Origin of the sequence: Phenylobacterium sp. (genome assembly GCF_025351295.1) — a bacterium.
Lineage (GTDB): Bacteria > Pseudomonadota > Alphaproteobacteria > Caulobacterales > Caulobacteraceae > Phenylobacterium.
The window spans coordinates 1-17,038 of sequence record NZ_JANXWD010000135.1 but is presented as its reverse complement, the minus strand read 5'-3'; the positions used below and the strand labels follow the sequence as shown (position 1 = coordinate 17,038).

Sequence of the window (17,038 nt, the reverse complement as noted above, 5' to 3'; positions counted from 1 at the left end):
CGATTTTCTTCTGTCCGCAAGCCGACAGAAAGCGGGTCCGCAAGCGCCTATGGTCACGCTTTCCCGCCCCGAGATGACGGTCGGAGCCATGAGCGACACCTTCGAGATATTCGTGGACGACGACCGCTACGCCGTGCCGACGCTGCACCTGATCGTCGCTGTCAATGCCCTGCGCGCCGAGGAACTCGCGCGCCGGCTGCTCGACGACAGCCCGCACCACCTGGGGGTCGAGATCTGCCTGGACGGCCGGCGGTTGACCGGCCTCGGCACCTTCGCCACCTGCCGCGTTTCGAGCGACGGCGTCTCCGGCGAGCAGAGCGCACCCGACTAGACGCTCAACGCCGGCTTCGCGCGGCGGGTCGGGGGCGCTAGATTGCCGCTCCCCAAGGAGCCTGCCCCATGAACGCCCCTGTGCTGACCCCCGGTGGCCGCATCGACACCGCTCAGCCGATCAAGCCCGTGAAGATCGCGGTGCTGACCGTTTCCGATACCCGCGACGAGGAGAGTGATACCTCCGGCCACCTGCTGGCCGAGCGGGTGAAGGCCGCCGGCCACGAGCTGGTCGACAAGGCCATCGTCCGCGACGACATCATGGAGATCCGCGGGAAGATCGAGGCCTGGGCCGCGTCCGGCTTCGTCGAGGCCATCGTCACCACCGGCGGCACCGGCATCACCGGCCGCGACGTGACGCCCGAGGCGGTGCGTCCGCTGTTCGACAAGGAGATCGACGGCTTCTCGGTGGTCTTCCACCTGGTCAGTTACCAGTCGGTCGGCCTCTCGACCCTGCAGTCGCGCGCGCTGGCCGGGATCGTGAAGGGCTGCTTCGTCTTCTGCCTGCCGGGCTCCAACGGCGCGGTGAAGGACGGCTGGGACAAGGTGATCTCCGCCCAGCTCGACAGCCGCCACGGGCCCTGCAACATGGTCGAGCTGATGCCCCGGTTGATGGAAGCGTGAGCAAGCTCACCCATATCGACGAAACCGGCCGAGCCAGAATGGTCGATGTCTCCGACAAGGCCGTCACCGCCCGCGAGGCCGTGGCCGAGGGTTTCGTGCGGATGGCCCCCCAGACGCTGGCCCTGGCGCTGTCGGGCGAGGGCAAGAAGGGCGACGTCCGCGCCGTGGCCGAGATCGCCGGCGTGATGGCCGCCAAACGCACCTCCGACCTGATCCCCATGTGCCACCCGCTGCCGATCGCCAGGGCGGAGGTGCGCGTGGAGGCGGGCGAGGGCGGGTTGTCGGTGACCGCCCGCGTCAAGACCACCGGCCAGACCGGCGTCGAGATGGAAGCCCTGACCGCCGTATCCGTCGCCTGCCTCACCCTCTACGACATGCTCAAGGCCGCCGAAAAAGGCATGGTCATCGAAGGCGTCCGCCTGGTCAGCAAGACCGGCGGCAAGAGCGGGGACTGGAACGCGGGATAGCGCGCAGCGCTCCTCTCCCCCGCGCAGCGCGAGGGAGAGGGTAGGGAGAGGGCCGGCTGGGCCTGTCCGTCTCTCCCGTTGGTGGAACCAAGGGCCCACGGCGGGGATGCCCGTGGGTCCTGGCTTGGCCATCGGCGGATTACGCCTCCACGAGCCGACCCTCTTCCTCTCGGCTTCGCCGGGGGAGAGGAGGGGTTGAACTGGAAGGGTTGGCGCGCTTGATGGCGGCATGAAACTGCTCTCCGTCGACGACGCCCGCGCCGCGATGCTGGCCGCCGTCACGTCGCTGCCTGCCGAAGCCGTCGCCATCGGCCAGTCCATCGGCCGGGTCCTGGCCGAGGACGTCGTGGCCGTGCGTGACCAGCCGCCGTTCGCGGCCTCGGCGATGGACGGCTGGGCGGTGCGCAGCGCGGACGCGCCAGGGTCCCTGGCCATCGTCGGCGAGAGCGCGGCCGGCCACGGGTTCGCCGGCGCCGTCGCCCCGGGCCAGGCGGTGCGCATCTTCACCGGCGCAGCCGTCCCCCGGGGCTGCGACGCCGTCGTGATCCAGGAGGACGCCGTGCGCGACGGCGACCGCGTCACCATCCCGGCGGTCGCCAGAGGCCATCATGTCCGGCCGGCTGGCGGCGATTTCCCGGCCGGCGCCGCCCTGTTGGCCAGGGGCGTCCGCATCGACCCTTGGCGCCTCTCCCTGGCCGCCGCGGCCGGGCGCGCCGAGTTGAGGGTCGCGCGCCGTCCCCGCGTGGCCCTGTTCTCCACCGGCGAGGAGATCGTCGAGGCCCCCGCCGTCCCCGGCCCGTTCCAGATCTACGACTCCGGCTCGCGCGCCCTGGAGGCCCTGGCCGCCGCCTGGGGCGCCGAGGTCCATCGCGCCAAGCCGGTCCGCGACGACCTGGAGACCACCATCCAGGCCCTGCGGGACGCGGATGGCGACCTGGTGGTCACGGTCGGCGGCGCCTCGGTGGGCGACCACGACCTGGTGCGCGCCGCCGCGCAGGCGCTGGACCTCGACCTGAAAGTCTCCAGCGTCAACGTCCGCCCGGGCAAGCCGACCTTCTTCGGGACCCTGGACGACGGCCGCCGCCTGCTGGGGCTGCCCGGCAACCCGGCCTCGGCCCTGGTCTGCGCGGAACTGTTCCTGCGCCCGCTGATCGCCGCCTTCCAGGGCGCCGACCCCGTCCTGCCGACGATCGGCGCGCGCCTGGAGGCGCCGTTGCCGGCCAACGGCCCGCGCGAGCACTGGATGCGCGCCAAGCTCAGTTCCGTGGACGGCGGTATGACCGTGAAGCCCTACCGCGATCAGGACTCTTCGCTGGTCAGCGTCTTCGCGGTCTCCGACGCCCTGTTGCGCCGCGCGTCAGGCGCGCCGGCGGCGGCGGCTGGCGAGGTCGTGGATGTGCTGCCGCTGGCCCGCGCATAGCGCAGGGCGGTGATCTCGCCGATCACCGACACCGCCACCTCGAACGGCGCCTTGCCACCGATGTCGAGGCCGATGGGGGCATGCAGCCGCGCCATCGCAGCCTCGGGCATGCCCTCCAACTTCAGCTCGTCCAGCCGCCCGGCCAGCCGCCGCCTGGCCCCCAGCAGCCCGACGTAGGCCGCGTTCGAGGGCAGGGCGGCCTTCAGCGCCGCTCGGTCGGTCTCCAGGTCGTGGGTCGCCACCGCCACCGAGGTCCAGGGGTCCAGGCCGATGGCCGCCAGCGCGACCTCCGGCGCCTCGCGGTGATAGGCGACGCCGGCGATCGGCGGCGGCGTCGCCGGCCCCTTGGGCCGCACCAGGGTGGTCTCGAACCCCGACTTCACCCCCAGCTCGACGATGGCCAGCGCGGTCGGGTCGCCGCCCACCACCACCAGCCGCGGCACGGGGTCATACCGGCGGACGACCATCGTTCCGCGCCCCGCCGCGGCGTCCGGCCCACAGGCCCGCAGGGTCCCGTCGCTGACATAGGTTGTCGGCCGCCGCTCGGTCTCCGCCGCCAGCAGGTCGTCCAGGGCCGAATCACCCGCCGCCACGCGCTCCAGGAAGATCTCGATCCGCGCCCCGCACAGCAGCCGGATATCCGGCCACGGGCTGCCCTCGCCATAGACCAGCGTGCGCGGCCGGCCGTCCTCCAGGCAGGCCCAGGCATGACCCGCCACGTCGCCTTCCACGCAGCCGCCGGAGAAATATCCGGCCAGTATGCCCGGGGCGAACACCATCTGCGTCCCTTCGGGACGCGGGCCGCCGCCCTCCACCGCCATCAGGGTGGCCAGCACGAAATCGACGCCGTCCGACTGCGCTCGCCGCATGGCCGGACGGACGTCCTCGGCCACACCGAACATCGGCCACTCGGGCAGCGGGTCATTCACGTCTTGGATACGCCTTCTTAGCTTTCGTGCGACAAAATGGAGGCTCCAGAGGATTTGACCAAGCTTTTCAGGCCGCATGATCGCATCGCTCAGCAAGCTCGGCCTCGGGACCGGCCAGTTCGGTCTCGACCAGCCCCCCGGCGGCCGCGGACGGCCGCGCGAGGCGGAAGCGCGCGACATGCTGTCGATCGCCGGCCGCTCGGGCCTCAGCGTGCTTGACGTCGCCGGCCGCTCGGCCACCGCCGACACCCTCCTGCGCGGCGCCCTGCCGCAACCCAACCCGTTCCGCATGACGCTGACCACCATCCGCCCCGACCGCGGGCCGGAGCTGGTGGAGACCGAACTGCGCGCCCAGATGCTGCGCCTCGGCGTCGAACGCATCGACACCCTGCTGGCGCCGTCCGCCACCGACCTGTTCTCGCCGCTCGGGCCCCAGCTCTGGGACCGGATGAAGGCGCTCAAGGACGCCGGGGTCTGCAAGAAGATCGGCGTCTCGGTCTATGCCTCCGACGACCCGATCGGCGTGGCCCGCCGCTTCAAGCCGGACCTGGTCCAGGCGCCGGCTTCCCTGCTCGACCAGCGGATGCTGCTGGACGGCACGCTCAGCACCATCGCCGAGCTGGGCATCGAGGTGCACCTGCGCTCGATCTTCCTGAACGGCATCCTGTTCCTGCCGCCGGACCGCGCGCCCAGCCACCTGAAGGCCGCCGCCGGCCGCATCTCGCGCGCGCGCCGCCTGATCGCCGAGGGCAAGTCCGATCCGCTGCAGGCCGCGCTGGGCTTTGCCCTCACCCGCCCGGAGGCCGCGGCCGTCCTGGTCGGCGTCACCTCGGCCGCCGAGATGACCGCGGTCGTCGCCGCCGCCATGAGCCCGCCCCCGGACCTCGACTGGGACGAAATGGCCCTCGACGACCCCGACGCCCTGGCCTGGGCCGCGGCTTGAAATTGCTCCCCAGCGGGGGAGCTGTCGGCGAATGCCGGCTGAGGGGGTCCGCTCAGAAGGTTCGACCGGGCGCCCCAGCGGCGCCGAAAGGACGTCGGCAGCGCCGTCCCGGAGGACCCCCTCCGGCGCTCCGCGCCACCTCCCCCAACGGGGGGAGGAACTTCACTCGAACGGCTTCTCCAGACTCTCCTGCGGTTGCGTGAACCAGGCCGCGCCGTCTTCGGTGACATGGAAGTGGTCCTCCAGGCGCACGCCGAAGCGGCCCGGGATCACGATCATCGGCTCGTTGGAGAAGCACATGCCCGGCGCCAGCGGGGTCTTGTCGCCGCGCACCAGATAGGGCGCCTCGTGGATCGACAGGCCGATGCCGTGGCCGGTCCGGTGCGGCAGGCCGGGCAGGTCGTAGTCGGCGCTGAACCCCTCCGCCGCCAGCACCCGGCGGGCTGCGGCGTCGATCTCCTCGCACGCGACCCCCGGCTTGACCGCGGCGAAGGCGGCCGCCTGGGCCTGCTTCTCGACCGCCCAGACCCGCGCCTGCTCCTGGGTCGCGGTCCCGAACACATAGGTCCTGGTGATGTCGGAGTTGTAGCCCTGTACCCGGCAGCCGGTGTCGATCAGCACCAGGTCGCCGTCGGCCAGCACCTGGTCCCCCGGCAGCCCGTGCGGATAGGCCGAGGCCGCCCCGAACTGCACCGCGCAGAACGACGAGCCGTCGTCGGCCCCCAGCGCGCGGTGCGCCTGGTCGATGAACCGGCGCACCTGCGTGGTCGTGACCCCGGCCGTCAGGATCCGCGCCGCGCGCCTGTGGACCTCCAGGGTCATGGCCTTGGCCTGGGACATCAGGGCCAGCTCGGCGGGCGACTTGATCATCCGGCACCCGTCGACCACCGGCGCGGCCGTCTCCATCGCCACCTCCGGCGCCGCCTGCCGCAGACCGTCGAACATGAAGAACGCCAGCGCCGGGTCGATGGCCAGCGTGCTGGCGCCCAGCTCCGCCAGCACGCTGGCCGTCAGCGCGTAGGGGCTCTCGTGCTCCTCCCAGAGCCGCGGGCTGGCCTCGATCCCCAGCGCCGCGTTCAGCGAGCCTTCCTCGAACCGCGGGCAGATCATCGCCGGCGCGCCGGACTTCGGCAGCACCATCGCCACCAGCCGCTCCGTGGCGTTCCAGCCGACCCCGGCGAAATACCGCAGCGACGCCCCGGCCCCGATGAGCATCGCCTCGGTGGTCATCAACCCCTGGGCCTGCGCGAGCCGCGCCCGCCGCTCATCCGCCGCGATCGCCGGAGCCGGGTTCGGCCAGGGCTCCAGGTCCGCCAGTTCCTGTTCCGCCGTCGATCCGCCAATCATCACCGTCTCCCGCTGGCTCAACCTCACCATCGCAAATACTACTGGCCGCATGGCCGGTAGTCAGGATTTCGCCGTCGATCCGCGCAACGCGGACTTGGCGGTCTATGTGAACGGGGCGCTGGTTCCGCGCGACGAGGCAAAAGTCTCGGTGTTCGACGCCGGCTTCGTGCTGGGCGACGGGGTCTGGGAGGGGCTGCGGCTGCACAATGGCCGGCTGCTGTTCCTGGAGGCGCACCTGGAGCGCCTGTGGACCGGCCTGGCCCAGATCGCGCTGGACATCGGCCTCACCCGCGCCGAGCTCACCGCCGAGATCGAGCGCACCCTGGCCGCCAACGCCATGACCCATGGCGCGCACCTGCGCCTGATGGTCACTCGCGGCGAGAAGGCCGCCGCCAACCAGGACCCCCGCAACTGGCTGGGCAAGCCCACCATCGTGATAACCGCGGAGTACAAGGAGCCAAGCCCGCAGATCGTCACCGCGGGCCTGGCGCTGGCCACCTCGACCATCATTTGCACCCCGGCCGAGATGTTCGACATGCGGCTCAATTCCCACAGCCGCCTCAACCTGATCCGCGCCCTGCTGGAGGCGATCGACGCCGGCGCCGACGAGGCGCTGATGCTGGACCCGAACGGCTTCGTCTCATCGTGCAACGCCACCAACTTCTTCTGGGTCAAGGACGGCCGGGTGATGACCTCGACCGGCGACTACTGCTTCAACGGCGTCACCCGCGCCAACGTCATCGCGCTCTGCCGCGCGCACGAGATCCCGATCACCCTGGGCGACTTCGAGCTGGCGGACGTGGCCGAGGCCGACGAGGCCTTCGTCACGGGCACCTTCGGCGGGCTGACCCCGGTGCGGTCCATCGACGGCCACGCCTTGGCCGAGACGCTGCCCGGCCCGATGACCGTGCGCCTGCGCGCGGCCTATGCCGCGCTGAAGGACGAGGACGCGGGGCATTGAACCAAGTCCGGATCGCCATGTGGTCAGGGCCCCGGAACATCTCGACGGCCATGATGCGCAGCTTCGAGAACCGGCCCGATTGCGTCGTCGCCGACGAACCCTTCTATGCGGCCTATCTGGCCGCGACCGGCTTGGACCATCCTTTGCGCGAGGAGGTCTTGCGCTCCCAAGCGCAAGACTGGCTCGCGGCGGCCGACTTGCTGAGCGGGCTGGAGCCGGAGGCCGGCCCGCTGTTCTACGAAAAGCATATGGCGCACCACATGCTGCCGACGTTCGGACTCGACTGGATCGCCGACTGTCGCAACGCGTTTCTCATTCGCGACCCGGCCGAGGTCCTTTCCTCCTATGTCGTGAAGCGCGCTGAGGTTGGGCTGGAAGATATCGGCGTCGTTCGACAGCGCGAGATCTTCGACCGCGAGGCGGAGCGGCTAGGTCATGCGCCGCCGGTCATCCGCGGGGCCGACGTCCTAGCTGACCCACGAGGCATGCTGACCGCCCTCTGTGCATCGCTGAAGATCGCGTTCGACCCGGCCATGCTCGCCTGGCCCGCCGGCCGCCGTGCCTCTGATGGGGTATGGGCGCCGGCGTGGTATGATGCGGTGGAGCGTTCAACCGGTTTCGCAGCGCCGGAGCGGGCCGAGCGCCCACCGCTACCGGACCACCTGCGTCGCATCGCCGACCAGGCGCGGCCGCACTACGAGGCCTTGGAGCGATACAGGCTGGGCGTCTAAGGTCCGCGCCCATGCGCCCAGCCCTCCTCGTCGCCGTCGCGGCCCTCCTCACCACCACCGCCCAGGCCCAGCCGCCGTTGGGCGGCGACCAGCCGATGCTCAGGGACATCGCCGCCGCCATCTCGCCCGCCCGCGAGCGCGCGATCGATGAGAGGCTGGTCGGCTTCGGCACCCGCCACGCCGGTTCCGACACCAGGTCCGCCACGCGCGGCATCGGCGCAGCGCGGCGCTGGATCGCCGCGGAATTTGCTTCCATCTCGAAAGACTGCGGCGGGCGGCTCACGATCGAGACCCCGTCCCAGGTGATGACCGCTGAGCGCCTGGCCGGTCCGACCGAGATCATGGACGTCCTGGCGATCCTGCCGGGGACCCGCGACCCGAACCGGGTGGTGGTGATCTCCGGCCACTACGACAGCCGCGTCACCGACGCCAAGAACTTCACCTCCGACGCGCCTGGCGCCAACGACGACGGCTCCGGCACGACGGCGGTGATCGAGGCCGCGCGTGCGCTTTGCGGCCACAGATTCGCGGCCACCATCGTGTTCGCGGCGCTGGCCGGCGAGGAAGAGGGGCTGCTGGGCGGCAAGGTGCTGGCCGACTATGCGGTGGCCAAGGGCTGGAACGTCGAGGCCGACCTCAACAACGACATCGTCGGCAATACCGAGGGCATCGGCGGCGCTCGCGACAACACCCATGTCCGGGTGTTCTCCGAGGGCACCCGCAGCACCGAGACCGCCGCCCAGGCCGACAAGCGGCGTTACAACGGCGGCGAGGTGGACAGTCCCTCGCGCAACCTGGCCCGGTTCATCGACGGCCTGGCCGACCGGTACCTGACCGGTCTCGATGTGGTGATGGTCTATCGAACCGATCGCTACTCGCGCGGCGGCGACCAGGTGGAGATGCTCAAGGCCGGCTTCCCCGCCGTGCGCGTCACCGAGGCGGTCGAGAACTACACCCGCCAGCACCAGGACGTCCGCACCGAGAACGGGATCCGATACGGCGACGTTCTCGACGGCGTCGACGTCCCCTACCTGGCCCAGGTCACCCGCCTGAACGCCGTGACCCTGGCCGCCCTGGCCAGCGCGCCGGCCCCGCCCACCGGCGTCGACCTCAAGGGCGCCGTCAGCGCCGACACCACCGTGACCTGGACGCCGGCCCCCGACGCCGCCGCCTACCGCGTCTGGTGGCGCGCCACCACCGACGCCACGTGGCGCTATTCCCGCGTCGTGCCGGCGACCGGCGAGGCGAAGCTGGCAGGCGTCAACATAGACGACTGGTTCTTCGGCGTCAGCGCCATCGGCCAGGACGGCTTCGAGAGCCCGGTGGTCTTCCCCGGCCCGGCGGGAACCTTCGAGAGAGGCAGTCCTTCGATATCGAAATAACTCTCCGTCTCGCGCAAGGCGAGCCCTCTTGTGCGCCCGGCAAACCGCCGGCCAAGTTTGCAACTAATTCTCATTGCTAAGACCTTCACCCGCAATTAAGAACCATTCTCAAGAACGAGACGGTGGTTCGAGGAGCGTGCGCGTGCGGGGCGGTTCGGTTGGGGTGAAGGCCTATGCGAGGCCGCGAACGGCGGTCGGGTCCGGTCGGCTGGCGGCGATGGCCGGGGCCGCGGCGCTGGGCGCCTTCCATCCCGCCCTGGCGGCCGAGGCCACGGCCACCGACGATGCCGACGCCGCCACCCAGGTCTCCCCGGTCTATGTCGAGGGCAAACGAAACCCGCTCGACGTCGACACCGGCCTCAACACCATGCTGACCACCGTGCAGGACACCCCGCAGGCGATCAGCGTCATCGGCGCCGTCCAGCTGAAGGCCCAGGGCGTCACCAGCCTGGAGCAGGCGCTGCGCAACGTGCCCGGCATCACCATCGCGATCGGCGAAGGGGGAACCCTCTCGGGCGACCAGTTCAAGATCCGCGGCTTCGACGCCAAGGACGACGTCTACATCGACGGCTTGCGCGACTTCGGCGCCTACACCCGCGACAGCTTCAACTACGAGGAGGTCCAGGTCCTCAAGGGCCCGTCCGGCGCGATGTTCGGCCGCGGCACGACGGGCGGCGCGATCAACACCATCTCCAAGCGCCCGCGGCTCGAGGACTTCGTCGGCGTCGACGGCTACCTCGGCAACGGCGACTACTATCGCGCGCTGGGCGACATCAACCACAAGCTGGGCGCGACCACCGCCGTCCGCCTCAGCCTGATGGCCAACGACACCGGCGTGGTCGACCGCGACCACATCTACACGAAGCGTTGGGGCACGGCCGTGACCCTGGCCACCGGCATCGGGACCGACACCACCGCCTCGGTCAGCTACCTGCACCAGCACAGCAAGGGCCGCCCCGACTACGGCATCGTCATCGTCCAGCGGCCCGGCGACATCGTCGCCAAACCGGCCAGCGAATACGGCGTTGGCGTGGAGCGTTCCACCTTCACCGGCTACCTGAACGACGTCGACCGCAACGACGCCGACATCCTGACCGTGCGCCTGGCGCACAAGGTCAACGACAAGATCAGCCTGAACTCCGACACCCGCTATGGCAGCTACAACCGCTACTTCCAGTACTCGACCCTGGACCAGTGCACCGCCGCCTGCACCGCGGCGCTGTTCGACGGCAACCCGGCCACCGAGCCGTTCGGCGGCAACGGCGGCCAGGGTCCCTACGACTCCGACGCCTGGGGCCTGCAGAACATCACCACCGCGCGGATCGACTACGACATCGGCGGCTTCAAGAACCAGTTGATCCTGGGCGCCGACCTGTCGCGGCAGGAAAACACCAAGGTGATCTTCGCCTACGCCCTGCCGCCCGGCTTGCTGACCCGGCCGGCGATCCCACGGCCGCTGGTCAATCCCAACCCGAACTTCCCGGCCGGCTACCAGGTGTTCCGGGCCGTCCCCGGCTCGAACATCGCCTGCGTCGGGACCGCCAACTGCACGACCGTGGTCAACGGCGTCACCGTCTCCACCAACACCCTGGGCACGGCCACCGAGAAGAGCCGCGGCGAATCCACCGACGCCGGCGTGTTCCTGACCGACCGGCTGTTCGTCTCCGACCGGCTCTCGATCATCGGCAGCTACCGCCTGGACCGCTACACCGCCGAGCTGCAGTCGCTGTTCTTCAACAACAGCAGCGCCGACATCAAGGTGAAGTCGACGCTGAAGAGCCCGCGCATCAGCGGCGTGTTCGAGCCGACCCCCGACCAGACCTACTACGTCTCCTGGGGCAGGTCGCAGACCCCGCAGGGCACCTCCATCGTCGGCGCCGGCGCGGCGCTGGCCGTCACCACCAAGGACCTCGCCCCCGAGAACAGCCGCATCTGGGAAGCGGGCGCCAAGTTCGCGGTCCCCCACACCCAGCTGGCCGTCACCGCCTCGGTGTTCGACATCAAGAAGGACAACGCCCTGCAGGTCGACCCGGCCACCGGTTTCCTGCAGGCTCAGTCTGGCGAGCGTCAGCAGGTCAAGGGCATCGAACTGGGCCTGTCGGGCCGGATCACCCCCGCCTGGACGGTCAGCGCCGGCTACAGCTACCTCCACGCCAGGATCAAGGAGTCGTTCACCAACTGCGCCGTGGCGGCGGCCACCGCGACCGGCACGCCGACCGGCATCGTCTGCCCGGTGGGCGTCACGACGGCGATCCCGGTGCTCAACCAGATCGCGGTCGGACGCCAGGTGACCTTCGTGCCGAAGACCTCGGCGACCTTCTTCACCACCTACGACTTCTCGGCCTTGGTCGATGGCCTATCGGCCGGCGGCGACGTGACCTACCAGTCCAAGACGCCGGTGGGCTACACGGCCCGCAGCGTCTCCTTCAACGACCGCGCCAGCCAGACCGCGCTGCGGCTCTCGCAGGTCCCGCACAGCGTCACCCTCGACGCCTATGTGGCCTACAAGATCGGCGCCTACCGGTTCGCGGTGAACCTCTACAACCTCGCCGACCGCACCAACTACACCCAGATCTTCGGCAACCGCGCGGCGCCCGCCGCCGGCCGCACGGTGATCCTGTCCGCGGGGGCGGTGTTCTAGATCGGCCGACTCGGATGGCAGACTATTCAGCGGTGTTCACCCGGCCTGGCGTCCCTCCTCCTCGATGGAGGAGGGGAAGGGGTGGTGGTGTGACCGCTGAGACGATGCAGAACGCAGACGTCGGCGCCGACCCATGTCCTCGCCCCATCGCCCTGCACTCACCACCATCCCTGCCCTTCCTCCATCGAGGAGGAAGGGGCGCGAAATCGTCGGCGCCGCGGGATGCCGATCCAGCCTAAGGTTGCCGCATGCTGTTGCACGTCAAAGGCGTCCTGACCCCCGACCAGGTGGCGACCTGCCGGGCGAAGCTGTCCGCCGCGTCCTGGGTCGATGGGCGCGCCACGGCGGGCGAACAATCGGCCCGGGCCAAGCGCAACCTGCAGGTCCCGGAGGAGAGCGATGTCGCCCGCGAGCTGGGCGACCTCATCCTGGGGTCGTTGGGACGAAACCCACCTTTCGTCTCGGCGGCCCTGCCACTTCGCGTGTTCCCGCCGCTGTTCAACCGCTACGACGTGGGCCAGGCCTTCGACACCCACGTGGACAACGCCATCCGCTTCGCGGGGCCGGTCCGTTTCCGCACGGACATCTCCTGCACCCTGTTCCTGACCGATCCGGCCGACTACGACGGCGGCGAGCTGATCGTGGAGGACGCCTATGGCGAGCACGCGGTGAAGCTGCCGGCCGGCGACCTTATCCTCTATCCGGCCTCCAGCCTGCACCGGGTCGCCCCGATCACCCGCGGCGCGCGGTGGAGCTCGTTCTTCTGGGCCCAGTCGATGGTCCGCTCCGACGAACGGCGCACCCTGCTGCACGACCTCGACAACACCATCCAGGCGCTGAGCCTGACGGTGGGCCAGGCCGATCCCCAGGTCGTGGCGCTGGCCGGGACCTACAACAACCTGCTCAGGATGTGGGCCGAGGTCTGACGGTGAAGTCCCCGGCGGCGCGCGGCGCGGCGACTATGTCGCAGGCGATCTTAGCGATCTGATCACGGCCGGCGGGCGTCCTGTCGCCAATGCTTCAGCACGACGTCGGCGATCTGAACGGCGGGACCCGCCAGGCCCCGACCTTCGCCTTGGTCATGGATGAAGCCGCCGTGGCCATCCATCCGGTGATCCCGGTCAAGATGGTCCTGAGCGCCCTGGCGGCGGCCCTGGCGCTGCTGCTCCTGCCCGCGGGCGACTTGCCTGGCCTGGGGCATCGCGGCGGTCGGATTCGAGGCCTGGGGCTGGCTCGCCACCCGACACCGCGCACCCCGCGCGCCGGTGAGAGCGCCGCGCGGCTCAGCTTCACCTTCAGCTACATCGCCACGAACGCCTGCTGGCTGGTGCTCGCGGTGCTGTTCTTGAGCACCGGATCGACGATCGGCCGGACGGCCGGGGTCATCGTCGTCCTGGCCGTAGGCTCGGTTTGCGTCCTGCTGTTCCACAATGTCCCGGTGGTGTTCCTGGTCGCCGGCGCGGCGCCATCCATGGGCGCCCTGGCGGTGATCGCCCTGGCCGACGGCCGCCCCTGGCCGGAGTTCACCTCGATCGGGTCACTGCTGGTCCTGAGCCTGGCCTTCGGCATCGGGCGCGCCATCGACACCCCCTCGGCGCAGGAGGCCCACCGGCGCCTGAACGCCAGCCTGCGCGACTATGAGATCCTCACGGAGACCGTGACCGACGTCCTCACGCGGACCGACCTGAACGGGGTGCGCCAGTATATCTCCCCGGCCTGTTTCGCCATGACCGGCTATCGGCCCGACGAGATGGTCGGGGTCTCGCGATGGGGTTCCCATCACCCCGACAACGACACTGAGGCCATGCTGGCCGCCTTCCACCGGATGCTGGCCGACCCGACCCGCTCGGAGGTGATGAACCTGCGGGTCCGCCACAAGGACGGCCACTGGCAGGCCCAGTACCGGGCGGCGGGCATGGATGGCGTGGTCGCAAAGCCCATCTCGCCGACCGCCCTCATCGCAGAGATCGCCCGGGTGATCGCCACGGCCGACGCCCCGCCCATGGCGGCGGCGGGCTGAAGCGGACGGGGGCCGGACCTTGCCTTTGGGCGCCGCGCAACTTATCTCGCCAGTCCCCGGAACCACCGCCCTGGCCGGAGGTTGAGCCTGCGAGGTCGGGCATGATTCGTGCACGGCGCGGGGACGTCTGCGTTTTCGAGTTCAGGAGAGAGTTTATGTTCAAGTTCGCGTCCACCGCCGCGGCGGCGATGCTGTTCGCCGGTCTGGCCGGTTCGGCCGGCGCGGCCGAGCTGGTCGCCGGCGGTGATTTCGAGAGCGGCCTCGGCGCTTTCGGGGTGACCGGCAACACCCACACCAACACGGCCGCCGCCTACGGCCCGTGCTGCGGCGTGACCGGCTCCGAGCCGTCGCTCAGCAGCAACCACTTCGTGGCCTTCGGCGACGGCAACACCTCGGGTCTCAACGCCCTCAGCCAGACCTTCGCCACCGTGGTCGGCCAGATGTACAGCCTGACCTTCAACGCCGGCGCCTTCGGCGGCGGGACCAATCTGCTGAACGTTTCGGCGGGCGGGGTCAGCAACAGCTACACGGTCACCGCCAACAACAACGCCGACACCACCTTCGGCAGCTACGGCTTCAGCTTCGTGGGCACCGGCGCGGACAAGGTGACCTTCGCGGTCACCACCGTGGCCGACAACACCGACGCCATCCTCGACAACGTCAGCGTCACCGGGCCGGCCGTCGCCGGGGTGCCGGAACCGGCCAGCTGGGCGATGATGATCCTGGGCTTCGGCTCGGCCGGCGTCGTGCTGCGCCGCCGCCGGACGCTCGTTACGGCCTGATCGCCTCACGGCCTGATCGCCGCGCGGCCCCTGCCTCCGGGCAGGGGCCGTCGTCTTACGGCGCGTCGTAGATGATCAGCGCCGTCCCATAGCGGGACATAGTCTCCATCGCGCCGGCGAAATCCGCCGGCATGGCCTCGGCGTCGACCACCTCACCGTGCCGCAGCGCCACGATCGCGCTCCAGCCCAGGTCCGCCAGCTCCCGCACCCCGGCCGCCTCCGCCGCCGCGCCGTCGGCGGCGCGCACGAACGCCAGGGCCGTCAGGCGCGTCCCGGCCTCCACCCCCTCCAGGGTGACGATGAAGACGGACGGCGGCGGCGCACTCATGCCCCATCTTGACCCGGTTCGCGCGGCCGTCGCCAGCCGGACCGGCGTGGACGCGGCCGCCGCGGGCAGGCACGATCGCTCTGCAACCGGAGCCTGCCTTGGACGACCCAGCGCTCGAAGATCTCATGGCGGTGGTGCCGCCGCTGCTTCACGCCCTGGAGTCGGCGGGCTTCGTGGCGCGCTACCTGCACCCGCCCGACCTGCCGGCCGTACTGGCCGCTGTGGGCGAGCCCGACGCCGCCCTGCGCGAGGTCCGCCCGCGCCTGGAGGCCTGGCCCGACGGCCTGGCCGATCTTCGCACCGCCCTGGCCGCCGCCAGCGACGCGGTGCTCGCCGCCTTCGAGGGCCTGCGCGCCGCCGGCCCTGACGACCTGCGCGCCGCCTACCGCGCCCTGGGCCAGCTGCCTCGCGCCCAGGAGGCGCTCTATCGGCTGTGCCCGGTCCTGCCGCCGGTCAGTCGCGCTTTCCTTGACCCCGCCCACCGGCAGGACGCCGACCTCCTGGCCCGCCTCGCCCAGGTCCGTCCCGACACCGGTGTCTTCCACGTCGACAACGCGCCCGGTTCGCGCGGCGGCTTCTCGCTCTACGTGCCGGAAACCTATTCCGCCGAGGTCGCCCACCCGCTGGTGATGGCCCTGCACGGCGGCGCGGGGAACGGCCGCGGCTTCCTGTGGAGCTGGCTGCGCGACGCCCGCGCCCGCGGCGCCATCCTGGTGGCCCCCACCGCCACCGGCGACACCTGGGCGCTGATGGGCGAGGACCTCGACACCCCCAACCTCGCCCATATCCTGGACCAGGTCCGGGCGCGCTGGACCGTCGACCCCGCGCGGCTCTTACTCACCGGCATGAGCGACGGCGGGACCTTCACCTATGTGTCGGGGCTGGAGGCCGGCTCGCCGTTCACCCACCTGGCCCCGGTGTCGGCCGCCTTCCACCCGATGCTGGCCCAGATGGCCGACGCCGAACGGGTCGCCGGCCTGCCGGTCCACATCGCCCACGGGGCGCTCGACTGGATGTTCCCGGTCGCCCAGGCCCGCGCCGCCGCCCGGGCGCTCACCGCCGCCGGCGCCCAGGTCGCCTACCGTGAGTTCGACGACCTCAGCCACACCTACCCGCGCGAGCTCAACGCCCAGTTGCTGGACTGGCTGGCCGGCGGCGTTCCCGTCTGAGGCGAGCCCTATCCAGGAATTCCCCTCTCAGGTGAAAGCCGAACATTGTTCCTTCAACCTGTGGCCAGGATGGTTAACACTGCCTCTGGGGGAGTTACGCCATGCGTCTCGTCGCCGGCCTCGCGGCCACCACCGCCGCCCTGCTCATGACCTCGGCCGCTCACGCGACCATCATCTACCAGACCGATTTCGAGGCCCCGACCTACAGCACCGGCTTGCTCGGCGGCCAGAACGGCTGGAGCACGTTCGGCAGCGGCAGCGCGGTCATGGTGGACGACGGGATGCCGATCGACGGCGTGCAATCGGCCAAGATCACCGGCGCGCTGGCCGGCGGCCAGAGCGGCCCCTATCACACCAACCCTTCCGGCATCGCCAAGGTCACGGTCAGCGCCGACATCCTGCTGACCCACAGCACCGCGGATCGGGGCTGGCAGTTCTCCGCCATCGGCCCCAGCCTGCTCGGCTTCACCGGCGGCATCGACGTCGACGCCAACACCAACGCCATCCGCGCCATTACCAGCGGCTTCACCAACATCGGCACGTTCAGCCGTGACACCAAGCACCGCGTCGACATCCTGCTGGACTACGGCGCCCAGACCTTCGGCGTGAAGCTGGACGGCGCGACCCTGGCCAGCGGCCTGGCGTTCTGCGGCGACAACGGCCCCTGCGCCGGCGCGCCCACCCCGGGCTACAGCACCGTGCTGTTCGACACCTTCGGGGTCAGCGGCGCCGACGCCGGCTACCTGGACAACATCCTGGTGCAGTCCACGCCCGGCGTGCCGGAGCCGTCGGCCTGGGCGCTCAGCCTGCTGGGCTTCGGCCTGCTGGGCGCCGCGCTCCGCCGCCGCGCCCCAGCCTGAGACGTCCTGCCGCACAACGGTTCTGAAACCCCTGCGGCCTACATTGCGTACGTCAGCCGAAGCCCGCTCAGCCGCGGGCGCTGATGGGGTATGCTTCCATGAGG

Annotated in this window: 16 protein-coding genes and 1 pseudogene; 14 read left to right on the top strand and 3 right to left on the bottom strand. The window is 70.6% G+C overall.

The annotated features are described in order from the left end of the window. The first annotated feature begins 88 nt into the window (after window positions 1-88). From Q0R13_RS18680 to glp, 4 genes are all read left to right on the top strand, one after another. Window positions 89-331, top strand: coding sequence for a hypothetical protein (locus tag Q0R13_RS18680; RefSeq protein WP_293906779.1), 243 nt, complete (start codon window positions 89-91; stop codon window positions 329-331). Window positions 332-399: 68 nt separating this feature from the next. Continuing rightward, window positions 400-954 carry a molybdenum cofactor biosynthesis protein B gene (gene moaB, locus Q0R13_RS18675; protein ID WP_293906777.1) on the top strand — a complete coding sequence of 185 codons (555 nt, stop codon included), beginning with the start codon at window positions 400-402 and terminating at the stop codon, window positions 952-954. After that, on the top strand, window positions 951-1,421 hold the full coding sequence (gene moaC / locus Q0R13_RS18670; protein WP_293906775.1) for a cyclic pyranopterin monophosphate synthase MoaC: 471 nt from the start codon (window positions 951-953) through the stop codon (window positions 1,419-1,421). Before moaB ends, moaC begins: the two co-directional genes overlap by 4 nt. A 229-nt stretch (window positions 1,422-1,650) precedes the next feature. After that, window positions 1,651-2,841: a gephyrin-like molybdotransferase Glp gene (gene glp / locus Q0R13_RS18665; RefSeq protein WP_293906773.1), complete on the top strand. Its 1,191-nt coding sequence runs from the start codon at window positions 1,651-1,653 to the stop codon at window positions 2,839-2,841. Window positions 2,842-2,864: 23 nt separating this feature from the next. Here glp and Q0R13_RS18660 read toward each other — a convergent pair. After that, window positions 2,865-3,710: pseudogene (locus tag Q0R13_RS18660) on the bottom strand (XdhC family protein); the annotation flags it as partial. A 136-nt stretch (window positions 3,711-3,846) separates the two neighbouring features. Between Q0R13_RS18660 and Q0R13_RS18655 the strand changes: the two are divergent. Then, window positions 3,847-4,713, top strand: a complete 867-nt coding sequence (locus tag Q0R13_RS18655; RefSeq protein ID WP_293906772.1) for a bifunctional regulator KidO — start codon at window positions 3,847-3,849, stop codon at window positions 4,711-4,713. A gap of 162 nt (window positions 4,714-4,875) precedes the next feature. Here the strand turns inward: Q0R13_RS18655 and Q0R13_RS18650 are convergent, their stop codons facing one another. After that, on the bottom strand, window positions 4,876-6,090 hold the full coding sequence (locus Q0R13_RS18650) for a Xaa-Pro peptidase family protein (protein ID WP_293906770.1): 1,215 nt from the start codon (window positions 6,088-6,090) through the stop codon (window positions 4,876-4,878). Window positions 6,091-6,109: 19 nt separating this feature from the next. Between Q0R13_RS18650 and Q0R13_RS18645 the strand changes: the two genes are divergently transcribed. The 7 genes from Q0R13_RS18645 to Q0R13_RS18615 all read left to right on the top strand — a co-directional run bounded on the left by Q0R13_RS18645 (window position 6,110) and on the right by Q0R13_RS18615 (window position 14,577). After that, complete coding sequence (locus Q0R13_RS18645; RefSeq protein WP_293906767.1) at window positions 6,110-7,021, top strand: aminotransferase class IV; 912 nt, start codon at window positions 6,110-6,112, stop codon at window positions 7,019-7,021. 17 nt (window positions 7,022-7,038) lie between these two features. Continuing rightward, on the top strand, window positions 7,039-7,752 hold the full coding sequence (locus Q0R13_RS18640; RefSeq protein WP_293906827.1) for a hypothetical protein: 714 nt from the start codon (window positions 7,039-7,041) through the stop codon (window positions 7,750-7,752). An 11-nt stretch (window positions 7,753-7,763) separates the two neighbouring features. Then, complete coding sequence (locus Q0R13_RS18635; RefSeq protein WP_293906765.1) at window positions 7,764-9,134, top strand: M28 family peptidase; 1,371 nt, start codon at window positions 7,764-7,766, stop codon at window positions 9,132-9,134. A 142-nt stretch (window positions 9,135-9,276) separates the two neighbouring features. Continuing rightward, window positions 9,277-11,775 (top strand): TonB-dependent receptor, encoded by a 2,499-nt coding sequence (locus Q0R13_RS18630; RefSeq protein WP_293906763.1) that lies wholly within the window; start codon window positions 9,277-9,279, stop codon window positions 11,773-11,775. 248 nt (window positions 11,776-12,023) lie between these two features. Beyond that, on the top strand, window positions 12,024-12,701 hold the full coding sequence (locus Q0R13_RS18625; RefSeq protein ID WP_293906761.1) for a Fe2+-dependent dioxygenase: 678 nt from the start codon (window positions 12,024-12,026) through the stop codon (window positions 12,699-12,701). Window positions 12,702-12,790: 89 nt separating this feature from the next. Continuing rightward, entirely contained in the window at window positions 12,791-13,795 is a 1,005-nt protein-coding gene (locus tag Q0R13_RS18620) for a PAS domain S-box protein (RefSeq protein ID WP_293906759.1), read from the top strand. A gap of 155 nt (window positions 13,796-13,950) precedes the next feature. Further along, on the top strand, window positions 13,951-14,577 hold the full coding sequence (locus tag Q0R13_RS18615; protein WP_293906757.1) for a PEPxxWA-CTERM sorting domain-containing protein: 627 nt from the start codon (window positions 13,951-13,953) through the stop codon (window positions 14,575-14,577). 55 nt (window positions 14,578-14,632) lie between these two features. On the opposite strand, the gene Q0R13_RS18610 is transcribed toward Q0R13_RS18615, so the two are convergent. Next, window positions 14,633-14,905 carry a hypothetical protein gene (locus Q0R13_RS18610; protein WP_293906755.1) on the bottom strand — a complete coding sequence of 91 codons (273 nt, stop codon included), beginning with the start codon at window positions 14,903-14,905 and terminating at the stop codon, window positions 14,633-14,635. A gap of 98 nt (window positions 14,906-15,003) precedes the next feature. On the opposite strand from Q0R13_RS18610, the gene Q0R13_RS18605 reads away from it, so the two are divergent. Beyond that, window positions 15,004-16,074 (top strand): hypothetical protein, encoded by a 1,071-nt coding sequence (locus tag Q0R13_RS18605; protein WP_293906753.1) that lies wholly within the window; start codon window positions 15,004-15,006, stop codon window positions 16,072-16,074. 101 nt (window positions 16,075-16,175) lie between these two features. Further along, complete coding sequence (locus Q0R13_RS18600; RefSeq protein WP_293906751.1) at window positions 16,176-16,934, top strand: PEPxxWA-CTERM sorting domain-containing protein; 759 nt, start codon at window positions 16,176-16,178, stop codon at window positions 16,932-16,934. Window positions 16,935-17,038: the final 104 nt, after the last annotated feature.